Genomic DNA, 12,716 nt, shown 5'->3' with positions numbered 1-12,716 from the left:
CTCATCGGGCACCAACCGTCGCGACAACTCATCAACCACGAACCAAGATCATGCCCGCAAACCCCACCAAGATCCAAACGAGACACGCTCTTAGCAGGATCGGGGCGCGACGGCTCGGGCCGTCGCGCTCCAACTGCACAGCGCCGTGTCGATCAGCACCGCCACCAGGTCGCCATCGTGGGTACACGCGAAACCGGCGCAGCTGAGCCGGAAAGCGCCGAGCCGGCTGTTCGCGCCACCGGTGGCACCGAAGACCGTATCGTCCACAGTGGTCTTGATTCGGTCGGCGCGGTCGTCCGGCGATGGGTCGCGCTTCGCGAAGATGCTCGGGGAGAGCCTCCCGATCGCCGCGATCCTGCGGACCGGGGCCAACAACTTCTTCCCCGCCGCCTGGTCGCCGCTCTTCTCGGCGACCTGGTGGCGGTGTAGCCGCGTCAGGCCGGGGTGCAGGTGGCGCGGATCTGGGTGGCCGCGATGTGGGCGCCTTCGCCGTCCGCGCCGCCCGCGTAGTCCTCGCCCCGGTCGTGCAGCTTCACCGAGATCTTGCCCTGGGTGATCTTGTACGACCCGAGGTTCACCCACTTGCCGAGGTTGGCGACCTGGTTGATGTCCTTCACGCCGACCACGTCCGTGCCGCTGTGGTCGAACGAGTTGAAGATCGAGTAGTGCGCGCTGGTCGCACCGACGTTGCGGCGGTCGCTGTCGTTCGGGATGTATACCGACAGCGCGCAGGTGCCGACCATCACCTTGGCCGACACGTCGAAGGTCCACTTCGCGGAGTTGCTGGGGCCGGATTTGTTCGCATCGCCGGACATGGGCATCGCGTCGAAGATGCCGCGGCAGCTGCCGTCGCCGGCGCCGCCGTTGCGGCTGTACCAGCCCTCGGCGCCGTTCCTGTAGAAGTTGACCGCCTGGTACTGCTCCGTCGCGGTGTTCGCGCAGCCTGCCCCTGCGATGAGCGTGTCGCTGCCGCTCGGCCCGCTCTCCTGCGGCTGCTCCGGCGGCAGCAGCGGTTTGTGCGCCTCGGTCGGCTCCTGCCGCACGGGAACTTCTTTCCCTGCGGTCAGCGGCGGCTCCGCAGGCAGCGCCGGCTCCGCGGGCTCCACGCCTTCACCGGCTGGCAGCCCCAGTTCTCCTTCAGCGTCGATCTGCGTCGCCTGGTCGGCGAGCCCCGGGGCGTCGTCGCGCGAGACCAGCACCGCGATCACGAACGGCACGGAGACGAGGATCACCGCCGCCGCGGCCAGGGCGATCAGCGAAACCTTCGACGGCAGGCCGACGTCCTTGGCGCGTTGGGGCGGAACTTCCGCGGCGGGCGCCGGTTCCGGCCGCGCCGCGCCGGAGAGCGAAGCCAGCGGGACCTGTTCGTAGGACGGCTCGGCGGGTTTCGCCGATTCGATCGGAGTGTCCTCCGCTGGCACGTAAAGCCGCAGTTCCGGCGGCAACGAATCCAGAGAGCGGTCCTCGGGCGACCCAGCGCCGCCGTTCCGATCAGTATCCGACGCCACACTTACTCCAGAAATCGGGATAGGCGACGATCCCTAAAGGGACACCCAAAAGGGACATCGCGTTTCAGCCCATACCTTATACTTTGCGGCTATCTGGAGGGAACCTGCTGCACTGCACCTTCACCAGATGTAGACAGCTGGTCGACAGCAACAGAAACGAAGGTCATGCACGACCTCATCTTCGTCGCGCTCGTATCGCTGTGGTGCTCGGTGGCAGTGGGCCTGCTCGGCGCCTGGATCCTGTGGTTCCTGCGGCGGGGATCGTTCGTCGTGATGATGATGATGCTCGCGGTCATCACCATCATCTCTATCGGCTTCACCTTCGTGGTGCTCGCATTCCTCGACCTGTTCACCGTGCGCGGCATGACCGCCGTGCTGCTGGCGTGCATCCCGACGGCCGCGGTGTCGGTGATGCTGTGCCTGCTGCTGGGCAGGCGGATCCTGCACGGCAGCCGGAACCTCGCGCGCGCCACCCGCACCATGGGCGAGGACGGCCGGTTCGCGGCGCCCGCCCAGTCCGGCTCGGCGGAGCTGGCCGTGCTGACCCAGGAACTCGCCGCGACCAGCGCCGCGCTCACCGCCTCGCGGGAGCAGGAGCAGCTGCTGGAGGCGTCGCGGCGGCAGCTCATCGCGTGGGTGTCGCACGACCTGCGCACGCCGCTGGCGGGCCTGCGGGCGATGACCGAGGCGCTGCAGGACGGCATGGCCCGCGACCAGGACCGCTACCTGGGCCTGATCCTGCAGGAGACGCAGCGGCTGGACCACCTGGTCGGCGACCTGTTCGACCTGTCCCGCATCCAGTCCAACTCGCTGACCCTGTCGCTGACGCCCGTGTCGCTCGCGGACCTGATCAGCGACGCGGTGACCGCGATCGAGCCGCAGGCCCGCAGCCGCGGCGTGCGGCTGGTGCCGGGCGGCATCGAGCCGGTCGCGGTGCGGGTCGACATCCGCCAGATCAACCGGGTGCTGGGGAACCTGCTGAGCAACGCCGTCCGGCACACCCACCCCGGCGGCGCGGTCACGGTGTGCGCGCACGCGGCGGAGGGCCGGGCGGTGCTGTCCATTTCGGACGCCTGCGGCGGAATTCCGGAGGAGGACCTGCACAAGGTCTTCGAACCGGGCTGGCGGGGAACCCCGTCCCGGCCGGCGGGCAAGGACGTCGGCGGCGGGCTGGGGCTGGCGATCGTGCGCGGCATCATCGAGGCGCACCACGGCGGCGTCGCCGTCCAAAACGTCGAGGACGGCTGCCAGTTCACCGCGTGCCTACCGCTGGCCGGGTAGGTCGTGAGCGTTCGTTCCGGTAAGAACCGGAATAGGCACTCACGAGCGGCTCAGGCGGCTGCTAGAAGGGGTTCCCGTCGGACGACGCCCAGTTCGATCGCCTTGCGGGTCAGCTCCGCCTTGTTCCGGACCTCCAGCTTCGCCCGGATCCGCTTGACGTAGGTGTCGACCGTCGCTCCGGACAGGCCCATCCGCCGCGCCGCCTGGGAGTGCGTGTAGCCGTCGGCGATCCAGCGCAGCACCTCCTGCTCGCGCCGGGTGAGCACCTGCTGCGCGGGCTCGGCCGGGGCTCCGCCGCCGATCAGGGCCGCCCGGGAACCCGACGCGACGTACACCGCACCGCGCGCCACCACGCCGAGCGCGTCGTAGAACTCCTGGTCGTCGCAGCCGTCGCCGATGAAGCCCAGCGCGCCGGCCCGCAGCAGCTCCGGGACCTGCGCGGCGGCCTGCTCCGGCAGCACCACGAGCACCCGGTAGGAGCGGCTCAGCCGCGAAACGCAGTGCACCAGTGCGTCCGCCGGCAGCGTTCCGCCGTAGGCGAGCACCGCGACATCGGAGGAGCCGGACAGGCGCTCGGGGGCCTGGTCGAGCAGCCGGGAGATCTTCTCCTGCAACTCGGGGCGGTCGGCGAACACGGTCACGTCGGACAGCACACGAACCAGCAACGTTCTTCACTCCCGGTGTCGCCGGTTCGCGCCGCGGCACAGACGTCTTCGACTGTTCGTCGCGATTCGGCGGAATTGGTGGGGCTAGGGAATTTCCGACTAGCCCGCGGCCTCTCTGACACCAGGAACGCTACCGGCGGAATCGCCGGGATCGAAGAGATTCCAACGGTCTGTAAACGTCAGTCGGACCTTGTAAGAATCTGTAATGGTTCGCGCGCCCGCGGTAATCGGTCGCGCACTTTCGGTAATGCGCGACTGCACCGCACACTCTGGGCGCGGGAGTGAGTGTGCGGTGCAGCGCGGTTCCCGGCCCGCGGGAGGAGCCGGGAGATCGGGTCACCAGCGGCGGTGCGCTCCGGTGCCGAGCGGCCGGATGGCCGGCAGCACGGCGGTCTGCGCCACGGCGACGTCCGCGACGTGCGGGCGGGGCGCAGACCGCATGGGCACGGTTTCCCGGGCCGGCCGGGGCAGGACCGGGAGCAGCTGGGTGTCGCCGTTCAGCCGCGCGCCTGCGCGGCCGTCGAGCAGGTCGATGCAGGTCAGGTCGCCGTTGTGCGACTCGATCACGTCCCGCAGGGTGCGCCGGTCGGCCCGGGAGACCGGGAGCTGCCGACGCTCGGCGAACGCCGCGAGCGCCTGGGCGGCCGCGAGTTCGTCTCCGTTGTCCAGGTGGTTGGCAACCGCAGCGCTGAGGTTGTCCGACACTTCCGGTGCGAGGTGCAGGAACACCTCGTCGAGCTCGTCGAAGCCGTCCATCTCGGAGGGCATGATCACGCCCTGATCCCAAACGAACACGGTTTCCTCCTGAATTCGCCGACTTCCGTCAGGCGCTGCAGTCGATCTTCATCTGCGCCGCGGCGTGGTGCGCGTAGGTGGGGCCCTTGTCGGTCCAGTCCTTGCCGCGGGAGTGCAGCTTGATGGTCAGCCGTCCACCGGTGACCGCGAACCGTCCACCGTCGACCCAGCTGCCCTGCCGGTTGGTCTGGAAGACCCGGAAGTCGCCGGACGGGCCCTTGGTCTCGTCGCCCTGGTAGACGGTGTAGTAGCTCGGGGCACCGCCGACGTGCTGCAGGTCGCCGCGAGGCACGAACACCGACACCTGGCAGCTGCCCTGTTTGACGTCACCAGTAGTGAACCGCCAGACCGCGGAGTTGTCACCGTCCCGGTTCGGGTCACCCGACATCGGCAGGGAGGAGTACGAACCGTCGCAACCGTCCGCCGCGTGGGCGCCGCCGCTGTTGAGCCAGCCCTCGTTGCCGTTGGCGTAGTAGCCGGGACGGCTGAAGCTGCCGCTCCCGCAGCCGGGCCCGGCGAAGCCGGAGAAGACGACCGGGTGGGCAGCGGTGCGCGCGGGGTCGGCCGGGACGGCGGGCTGCACCTCGCCGCGCGGGATCTCCCCAGCGGGCGGAGGAGGCACCGGCGCGCCGTCATTCGGGATGCCCGGCGGCGGGGGGCCTTGGACCAGGTTGCCGTCCGGGATGCCCGGCGGCGGGACTGGCTGCTCCTGCGCCATGCCCGGGATGAAACCGGACTGCGCCTGGGCGTCGTCCTCGTAGGCCGCCGGATTCGGCAGGGCGCGCGAGGGGGTGTCGTCGTTCTGGAGGAGGCCCGCGATCAGCACCGGGACGGACAGCAGCACCAGACCTGCCACGGCCGCGGCGGCCACCACCGGCTTGGACACGCGGTTTCCGGGGCGCGACGGGACGTCGGCGGTCTTGGCGGTCTTGGCGGCGGCGACGGGCTTGGCCTTGGTGGCCGTCGCCGTGGCGGCCGCGGTCGCAGCCTCGGCCTCGACCGCCGTGGCCTTGCCGGTGCCGGCGTCGGCGACCGGCTCGGCCAGGGCGGACTCCTTGATGGCGGGCATCATCTCGGTGTCCGCATTGGACTTCCGCAGCTCGCGATCGGCAAGGTAGGCGACGCCGGTCTCGCTCGCGCCGTAGTGCTTGTCCTGCTCCCAGGGGTGGTCGCCCTCGGTGGACTGATCTTTGCTGCCGCTCGGGCTCATCTCTCGCTTCCCATCGGTCGAGTCTCTGCCAGCCGCTCCCGCCGGGTCGGGGTTGTGCGGTTCGCGCTGCGGAGCCGTCTCACCCGGAATGCCGATCGCGCCCGGGCCCCGGGCATTGAGCCTGGTCAAGATCGCGCTGCTCGACAAGTAACCGAATAAGGGACAGGGGCGTCAGGGAAGCTCACTTGCACGTTCAGATAGCGCAGAGGTTCCGGGCGAACTGTGGCGAGGAACCGGCCGGATCGGTTGCTCTTGGCGCATGGCCCTTTCCCCTTTGGACGGTCCGACCGGCGGCTACCGCAACGCCCCCACCTCGGCCCCGGAAGCCGGGTACGAGTCGGCCGAGCCGGCGGCGCGGACACCACCAGCCGGCGGCGTGCTTTCGTTCGACCAAACCGAGTTGCAGCGCGCAGTCGCGTTGTTCCAAGCTGCCGCGGCATCCGCCGGAAGCGCAGCCGGAAAGGCGCCGCGAGTCGCGGAACAGGGCCTGCCGCCGTGGGGCGATGATCCGCTCGGGGCGGCGTTCGGCGGCGGCTACCGGGATCCGGCCGAGCAGGCGTGTGCGGCACTGGGCGAGCTGTCCGGGCTGCTCGACGACGTCGCCGATCAGCTCGTCGCGGCCGGGCGGAACTTCGCCGAAACCGAAGCGCAGAACATCGAGCACGCCCGGAAGTTGCAGGTCGATGGCCGCGACTGACGTATCGCCCGATGTCCAACGTCTACTGGAGGTCCTGGTCGGCAACGACTGGCCGGAAGGCAACCCGGACGATCTGCGTGCGATGGCCACCAGCTGGCGCGACGTCGCCGAGCACATCAACAGCGTCGTCGACCTCGTGAACGGAGGTGCGGCGCAGGTCGCTCGCGCGCTGACCGGAGAGACGGCGGATTCGTTCCGGGACTTCATCGCGCCATTCCTCGGCGATGAGGGCTATCTGCCACAACTGGCTCTGGCCGCCGCCGGCTTCGCCGACGCGCTGGACGGGATGGCGCTGGAGATCGAGACGTTGCGGATCATCATCATCCTGCTGTTGATCGTCCTGGCCATCGATATCGCGGCGTTGATCGCATCCGCGGTGGCCACCTTCGGCGCCTCGACGGCCCTCATCCCGGCGAAGATGGCCGCCACCCGGACGACGCTCACGACGGTGCTCCGGAAGGCGATCAACCAGGTGCTCGCGCACCTGGCGGGCTCGGTGCTCGACCAGGTCGGAGTCACGTTCTTCGCGCAGTTCATCCAGATCTGCCAGGGAAAGCGGAAGGGCTTCGACGGCGGAATGCTGGCGATCGCGGCGCAGAACGGCGCGGTCGGCGGAGCGGTCGGCATCGGCGCGGGAGCGCTGGGCAACGCGATCAAGGTCGGCGGCGCGAAGGCGCTCGGAACGCACCTGCTCGACGGAACGGCGGCGAAGACCTGGAAAGGCGCAGCCGTTCAGTTCGGAGCCAACCTGCCGCTGAACGCGACATGGGGCGCGGCCGTCGGCGCGGCGGAAGCGGCAGCACAGGACGCCGCGTCGGGCGCGAGCGGCGACGAGGTGTACGGAGCGGAGAACGGAGCGTTCACCGGAGCGATGGACGCGGCCAGGGGATCGTTCAACCCGCACGGGAAGTTCTCGACGTCGACGAGCGTCTACCTGGACAAGGCCCTGACCATCCCGTGGCGGGACAAGAACCCGCCCAATCCCGACCCGACCCACCCGGACCCGACAACGTCGGAACCGCCCAAGCTCCCGGAAATCGCTACGGAGAACTGGAATTCCTGGGCCAACGACACCATCGAAGCCCTGAACCGCTAGCCGAGGACAAAGGACCCGTGTGCACTTTGTGTCGCTATAGCAGCACAAAGTACACACGGGCCCTAACCAGGCAGGGGCACCGGAACCTCAGCGCTGGAACCGCCCGCCCCTAACTGCGGCGATGAAGGCCAACCACTGCGCGCGATCGGCGGTGAGGTATCCCGAGCACCGATCCTTCGTGTCCCGAACCGCCACACCGCCAGGTAACTCCCCGACCTCGACGCAGTTGGTCTGGTTCCCGCTGTAGCTGGACTTCCGCCAGTTCTCGACTCTGCTCATCTCGCGCACTCCATGTCGTCTGCGATTTGCCTGATGAGTGCGGTGGTGTGATCCGCGCTCAACGCATCTCTGCGGACGGTATCCGCTGCCGCCAGATAGTCCTTGACGTCGCTGGCGTCTGTGATGGTCGTGCTCGAGCGGTAATGCTCAAGATGCACAACTGGCTTGGCGCGCTCGAACTCGATCAGCACGAACGGCCCTTCCAACGCGGGCGAGTAGGCGTGATCGATCGGAATCGCGTGGATGCTGACGTTGTCCAGCTCGTTCCATTTCGCCAGGTGATGAAGCTGTTCGAGCATCACATCGCGATCACATGGCGGGTACCGCAGCGCGTGCTCGCCGATGATGGCGACCAGCTTCACGGGCTTCCGACGCGTGAGTACGTCCCGCCTACCAAGCCGGAACGTCACCCGCCGCTCGGCCTCGCCACGAGTCGTTCCGGCACCGATCATGATGGACCGCGCGTAGTCGGCGGTCTGCAGTAGCCCAGGGACAAGAAGCGGCTGCACATCAGTGATCGTCAGTGCCGTCCGTTCGTACTCGGTCAAGGCTGCCAGCTGGCGATCAACTCCTGGAGCCACCCAGTTGGGATCACCGGCATCTCTTGCGAGCTGCAGCAACCTTTCGCGTTCTTGCCCGGTAACCCCAAGGATGCACAGCACAGCACCGGCATCGGCCTCGCTCGCTGTGAGCCTGCCGTTCTCCCAGCGTGAGGTGTGCGTGTGGGATCGCCCCAGCTTGGCGGCGGACAACTCCGAACTGGCGTGGTTGTGGTCGACGTGCGGCGACTGCGACTCCGAGGCGCACCGGATCGCTCGGGATCTCCTCGCCACTGCTGCCGAGAGGACCAAGTGACGTGTTGGCCATGCTTCCCGGAATCGCCGGGATCACCGGTGTTGCCGCGCTCTACCTGATCACCACCTGCTGGAAGTCCTACCAGCCGCAGCACGCCGGAGGCGGCGAGGGCGCCTTGACGGTGTGGCAACTCATCGCGCACGTCGAAGCCGAGCGACAACAACGAGAACAAGGCGGCCGACACCGGCTCCGCGAAGCCCAGCCACCACCACCGTCCACATCAGACGCGGAAAAGGCGCCGTCGCCGGAAGTCCAGCGCCGAATACTGGAAGCCCTCCGTCACCTCTGACGGCACGAGACCCGGGCCTGGCCGCCGATGCCCCCGACCTGCGGCGGACGGGCCCTGCGGGCCGGTCGGCGCGACACTCCTCCCCAACGAGCCGACCGGCCACCCCGCCTCCGGCGGCCAGAAAGCCCGTGAGTGTTTTGGGGCGCTATGGCACCCCAAAGCACTCACGGGGCCCACCTGGCGGTGCTTGCTACTTCAGGGCGGAGCCCTTCGCCACGACGATCCCGTAGATGTCTTCGATCGTCGCCAGCGCGCTGTGGTGGATCTGCTCGGCGGACAGCTCGACCCCGGCTCCCGCCAGCGGCCGCGTGGCGCACGCGTCCGCGACGACCGTGGGCAAGTAGCCGCGCAGGAACGCGCCTTCGGTGGTGAAGGTGACGCACATGTGCGTCATGAACCCGGCGATGATCACGTTCTCGCGGCCCGCGGCCGCGACCTTCTGCTCCAGATCGGTGCCGTGGAAGGAGTTCGGCGCGTGCTTCACCACGACGGACTCACCGTCGACCGGTGCCACGCTGGGGTAGATCTGGCCGATCTCGGCGCGAATGTCGTAAGGCGTGCCCTCGCCACCGTCGTGGACGACGTGGATCACCGGCGTCCCCGCTTCACGCGCCTGCGCCAGCAGCGCCGCAGCGACATCCAAGGCTTCGCTCCAGCCGTGCAGCTCCATCACGCCACGGGTGTAGGTGTTCTGGTAGTCGACCAAGATCAGCGTGGCGTCGGCGAGGGACGCCGGTGTTTCGCCGAAGCCGTTGAGCTGGCGCAGCGTCGTGGTAGCCATGGGCAAAAGCCCTCCTCAGGTGGGGTTTCGAGATCGCTCGGCACCCTGGCGGCGCCGACGTGATCGACGCTACGATCGCGCCGTGGTGTCTGCAATGACGCCCGACTTGCAGATCCGGACATCGCCTTGGAGGGAGAGCCCGTGCCCGCGCTGAAGCGGCTGATCGTCATCGTCGTCTTCGACGGCGTCGACCTGCTGGACATCACCGGCCCGCCGGAGGTGTTCGCCCTGCTGCAGCGGGAAGTCGACACCGACACCGGCTACCGCGTGCTCCTGGCCGCCGAAACCACGGATCCGGTCACCACCGCGGCGGGCGTGCGCGTCCTGCCGGACGCCACGTTCGACGAGGTCAGCGGCCAGCGCATCGACACCCTCCTGGTTCCCGGCTCGGTGCGCATCGACGCCGACCAGCGCGTGACCGCCCTGACTGACCCGCAGGTCACCGCCCGCGTCAGGCAGCTCGCCGGCACATCTCGCCGCATCGCCTCCGTGTGCGTCGGCGCCCACATCCTGGCCGCCGCGGGCCTGCTCGACGGGAAGCGCGCCACCACGCACTGGTCGACCGCCCACCAGCTGGCCGCCGACCACCCCGCCGTCACCGTGGACGCCGACCCGATCTTCATCCGCGACGGCGCCGTGTGGACCGGCGCGGGCATCAGCTCCTGCCTGGATCTGTCCCTGGCCCTGGTCGCCGAGGACTTCGGCGAGCCTGTCGCGCTTCGCGTGGCCCGCCATCTCGTGATGTACCTGAAGCGTCCCAGCGGGCAGAGCCAGTTCTCCGTGCCCCTCGAACCGGTCTCCACCACGCGCCGGATCGAGGACCTGCGGCACTACATCGCCGGCCACCTGTCCCGGCCCATCGGCCTCGCCGAGCTCGCCGAGCACGCCCGGGTCTCCGAACGCCAGCTCGCCCGCATCTTCAAGGCGGAACTCGGCATGACACCGACCGCCTACATCGAATCCGCCCGCGTCGAACTCGCCCGCAATCAGCTGGAATCGACCGACGCGACCCTGGACCGCATCGCCACCACCTGCGGGTTCGGCACCGTCGACACCCTCATCCGCGCCTTCCGCCGCCAACTGGCGACCACGCCGAGCGAATACCGCAGCGGCTTCCAGTACGCCCCGCAGCGGTAGCCGCGCTTAGGATCCAGCCATCACATGCGTGTCAATGTTCGGGAGTTGGGCGTGCGCATCGGGGAACTTTCGGAGCGGACCGGCACTTCGCGGCGGTTGATCCGGTACTACGAGGAGCAGGGGCTGATCGTCGCCGACCGCTCCCCCAACGGCTACCGGGAATTCGCGGAGTACAACGTGGACCGGGTGATGCAGATCCGCGGGCTGCTCGACGCGGGGCTGCCGACCCGGATCATCAAGCAGATCCTGCCGTGCCTGGACAAACCCCGGGTCATCTACTTCCCCGACGCGACACCGGAGATGATCGCAACCCTGGAGCACGAGCGGGACCGCATGACGGACCGAATCAGGTGCCTGACCCAGAACAGGGACGCGGTGACGGAGTACCTCGACGCGGTCCTGGAGTACCGCCGCACCGGCGAGGCCCCGGAACCGCCGACTGCCTCGGCACCCGGTGGGGCGCGGCGGGATTTCGCACGGAATTGACCCGCCACCCGGGCGAACCGGGCGGTCAGGCGGGTTCGGCGTTTTCGAGGGCCACCATCGCCACCCATTCCCTGCGAGTCGGGGTTCGGGCCGTCGGGCCCGCTTCGGCGATGTGGGCGCGCAGGGCCGGAGGCAGCGCGATACCGCGGTTGGCCAGGTAGTACGTGGTCAGCTCGGACCAGATCCAGGTTCCATCGGTGCGCAGCGTGACCGGGACGACGGGTTCGTCGTCGCCCGCGAAGAGATCCGGGATGCGGTCCGCCTCCTCGGTCAGCGGCTCGCCGGATTCGAGGTAGGCGATCTGGGCGTCGCGGTCCGGGCCTTCGGGCTCGCGGTCCTCGCTCGTCTCGTCGAAGCGGGCGAGCTCGATGGTGGGCTGCGGGCCCACCGCGTAGATCTCGCGCCCCTCCACCAACGCGCCCGCGTGGTAGTGGAAGTCCAGCGCGCTTTCCGGCCGGAACACCTCCACCTGCGGGCTGGCGATCCCCGCGTCCCACAACCGGTCGGCGAGCTCCGCCGCCAGCATGTGCGGTTCCGGCCCGGCCTGGGTCTCCACGAGGTGCATCAGGCGGCCCGGGTTCGCGGTGTCGCCCTCCGGGAGGCGCAGCACCTGCCAGGCCGTGTGCTTGCCCGGCTGCGAATCGAGGTACTTTCCGACGACGTCCGCGCAGGCCGCCGAGAAGTCGTCGTCCGCCGCGCGGAACTCCCACACAAGCAGCGTCAAGTCCACCGCGTCCGCGAGCGGGGCGACCAGTTCCGCCGTGGCCGGGTCCACGCCGTCGAGCAGGACCTCGCGGGCCTCCGGCGGCAGCGGGTCGTTGCGGTCGCCGAAGACCTGGGCGATCAGCCGCACCGCGTGCGACCACTGCCCGGCGGCCAGCCAGCGCCGCGCCTGCCACACCACGTCGTCGGGCAGCAGCGGCGCGAACCGGAGCAACAGCTCGTGCCGCGCCTGGTCCTGTTCACCCATCCCGCACCTCTCACCGAAGAACCACGTTGCCCCGTCGAATCTTGCCGAGATCGGGCGGGCGGGCAAGTAACCGATATCGGGACTCCGCCCCGGGACCGACGTTCCGCAGTTTCAATTGAAACTGCGGCCCCACCGGGGGTTACGCGACGGCTTTGCGCAGCGCGCGGGCGAGGATGCGCATCGACGCGCGCGAACCGGGGTTGATCAGCACGTCGACGCCTTCGGTCGGCAACGCCCCGACCAGCTCCGAGGCGCTGGCCTCCCGCCAGCCCGCGACCCGCACCCGCTTTCGGTGTGCGGGGGCCGTGGTCACCAGCATCGAGGCCACGCCGTCCGGGGCCGGCGCGACCACCGGGTTGTCCGCCTCGTCGACGGCGATCCCGAACACCGCTTCGCGCAGCGTCGCCAGCAGCGCGTTGGCGGTGGCATCGCCCTTGTTGACCAGCCGCAACGTGGCGTCCACCGGGTCGGTCGGAGAGTCCGGTCCGGACGGCAAGTAGTCGACGTTGGCGTGGAAACGACCGGTCGTGCCGTCGGCCTCGACGTGCCAGCCACCCACCACGGCCTGGCGCGGCGGCCGCTGCGGATCGCCGCCCTGCGCCTGCCAAGCCGGGTCGATCAGGAAAACCCACCGGGGTTCCTCCGGCAGGGCCGAACCATCACTCAT

At 69.3% G+C, this 12,716-nt stretch carries 16 protein-coding genes; 6 read left to right on the top strand and 10 right to left on the bottom strand.

Going from position 1 to position 12,716, the window contains the following annotated elements; genetic code table 11:
• Positions 1 to 90 precede the first annotated feature (90 nt).
• Positions 91 to 372 (bottom strand): hypothetical protein, encoded by a 282-nt coding sequence (locus AB0I53_RS15945; protein WP_358602561.1) that lies wholly within the window; start codon positions 370 to 372, stop codon positions 91 to 93.
• Positions 373 to 434: 62 nt separating this feature from the next.
• On the bottom strand, positions 435 to 1,445 hold the full coding sequence (locus tag AB0I53_RS15940) for a hypothetical protein (RefSeq protein ID WP_358602558.1): 1,011 nt from the start codon (positions 1,443 to 1,445) through the stop codon (positions 435 to 437).
• Positions 1,446 to 1,673: 228 nt separating this feature from the next.
• Between AB0I53_RS15940 and AB0I53_RS15935 the strand changes: the two genes are divergently transcribed.
• A complete protein-coding gene (locus tag AB0I53_RS15935; protein WP_358602555.1) occupies positions 1,674 to 2,789 on the top strand; it encodes a HAMP domain-containing sensor histidine kinase in 1,116 nt (371 codons plus the stop codon).
• Positions 2,790 to 2,839: 50 nt separating this feature from the next.
• Here the strand turns inward: AB0I53_RS15935 and AB0I53_RS15930 are convergent, their stop codons facing one another.
• From AB0I53_RS15930 to AB0I53_RS15920, 3 genes are all read right to left on the bottom strand, one after another.
• Positions 2,840 to 3,454: a response regulator transcription factor gene (locus AB0I53_RS15930; protein WP_358602552.1), complete on the bottom strand. Its 615-nt coding sequence runs from the start codon at positions 3,452 to 3,454 to the stop codon at positions 2,840 to 2,842.
• 336 nt (positions 3,455 to 3,790) lie between these two features.
• A complete protein-coding gene (locus tag AB0I53_RS15925) occupies positions 3,791 to 4,249 on the bottom strand; it encodes a hypothetical protein (protein ID WP_358602549.1) in 459 nt (152 codons plus the stop codon).
• A gap of 28 nt (positions 4,250 to 4,277) precedes the next feature.
• Positions 4,278 to 5,459, bottom strand: coding sequence for a hypothetical protein (locus tag AB0I53_RS15920; RefSeq protein ID WP_358602547.1), 1,182 nt, complete (start codon positions 5,457 to 5,459; stop codon positions 4,278 to 4,280).
• Between the two features lie 259 nt (positions 5,460 to 5,718).
• On the opposite strand from AB0I53_RS15920, the gene AB0I53_RS15915 reads away from it, so the two are divergent.
• Both AB0I53_RS15915 and AB0I53_RS15910 read left to right on the top strand, forming a co-directional pair.
• Positions 5,719 to 6,156 carry a hypothetical protein gene (locus AB0I53_RS15915; RefSeq protein WP_358602544.1) on the top strand — a complete coding sequence of 146 codons (438 nt, stop codon included), beginning with the start codon at positions 5,719 to 5,721 and terminating at the stop codon, positions 6,154 to 6,156.
• Positions 6,143 to 7,252: a hypothetical protein gene (locus AB0I53_RS15910; protein WP_358602541.1), complete on the top strand. Its 1,110-nt coding sequence runs from the start codon at positions 6,143 to 6,145 to the stop codon at positions 7,250 to 7,252. The genes AB0I53_RS15915 and AB0I53_RS15910 overlap by 14 nt, the downstream gene beginning before the upstream one ends.
• Before the next feature lie 87 nt (positions 7,253 to 7,339).
• On the opposite strand, the gene AB0I53_RS15905 is transcribed toward AB0I53_RS15910, so the two are convergent.
• Positions 7,340 to 7,531, bottom strand: a complete 192-nt coding sequence (locus AB0I53_RS15905) for a DUF397 domain-containing protein (protein WP_358602538.1) — start codon at positions 7,529 to 7,531, stop codon at positions 7,340 to 7,342.
• Positions 7,528 to 8,283, bottom strand: coding sequence for a DUF5753 domain-containing protein (locus tag AB0I53_RS15900; RefSeq protein WP_358602535.1), 756 nt, complete (start codon positions 8,281 to 8,283; stop codon positions 7,528 to 7,530). Before AB0I53_RS15900 ends, AB0I53_RS15905 begins: the two co-directional genes overlap by 4 nt.
• Positions 8,284 to 8,387: 104 nt before the next feature.
• On the opposite strand from AB0I53_RS15900, the gene AB0I53_RS15895 reads away from it, so the two are divergent.
• The gene (locus tag AB0I53_RS15895; protein ID WP_358602532.1) at positions 8,388 to 8,675 is read left to right on the top strand and encodes a hypothetical protein; all 288 of its coding nucleotides are present in this window, start codon (positions 8,388 to 8,390) and stop codon (positions 8,673 to 8,675) included.
• A 190-nt stretch (positions 8,676 to 8,865) separates the two neighbouring features.
• Here the strand turns inward: AB0I53_RS15895 and AB0I53_RS15890 are convergent, their stop codons facing one another.
• A complete protein-coding gene (locus AB0I53_RS15890) occupies positions 8,866 to 9,456 on the bottom strand; it encodes a cysteine hydrolase family protein (RefSeq protein ID WP_358602529.1) in 591 nt (196 codons plus the stop codon).
• A 141-nt stretch (positions 9,457 to 9,597) separates the two neighbouring features.
• On the opposite strand from AB0I53_RS15890, the gene AB0I53_RS15885 reads away from it, so the two are divergent.
• Positions 9,598 to 10,593, top strand: a complete 996-nt coding sequence (locus AB0I53_RS15885) for a helix-turn-helix domain-containing protein (RefSeq protein ID WP_358602526.1) — start codon at positions 9,598 to 9,600, stop codon at positions 10,591 to 10,593.
• A 51-nt stretch (positions 10,594 to 10,644) separates the two neighbouring features.
• Positions 10,645 to 11,079 (top strand): MerR family transcriptional regulator, encoded by a 435-nt coding sequence (locus AB0I53_RS15880; RefSeq protein ID WP_358500913.1) that lies wholly within the window; start codon positions 10,645 to 10,647, stop codon positions 11,077 to 11,079.
• A 25-nt stretch (positions 11,080 to 11,104) separates the two neighbouring features.
• On the opposite strand, the gene AB0I53_RS15875 is transcribed toward AB0I53_RS15880, so the two are convergent.
• Positions 11,105 to 12,049, bottom strand: a complete 945-nt coding sequence (locus tag AB0I53_RS15875; RefSeq protein WP_358602524.1) for a hypothetical protein — start codon at positions 12,047 to 12,049, stop codon at positions 11,105 to 11,107.
• A gap of 139 nt (positions 12,050 to 12,188) precedes the next feature.
• Positions 12,189 to 12,716, bottom strand: a complete 528-nt coding sequence (locus tag AB0I53_RS15870; RefSeq protein WP_358602522.1) for a type VII secretion system-associated protein — start codon at positions 12,714 to 12,716, stop codon at positions 12,189 to 12,191.

Source organism: Saccharopolyspora sp. NPDC050389 (assembly GCF_040655595.1).
GTDB lineage: Bacteria > Actinomycetota > Actinomycetes > Mycobacteriales > Pseudonocardiaceae > Saccharopolyspora.
The sequence above is the reverse complement of the archived record's forward strand: the minus strand, read 5'-3'. Positions and strand labels throughout refer to the sequence as shown.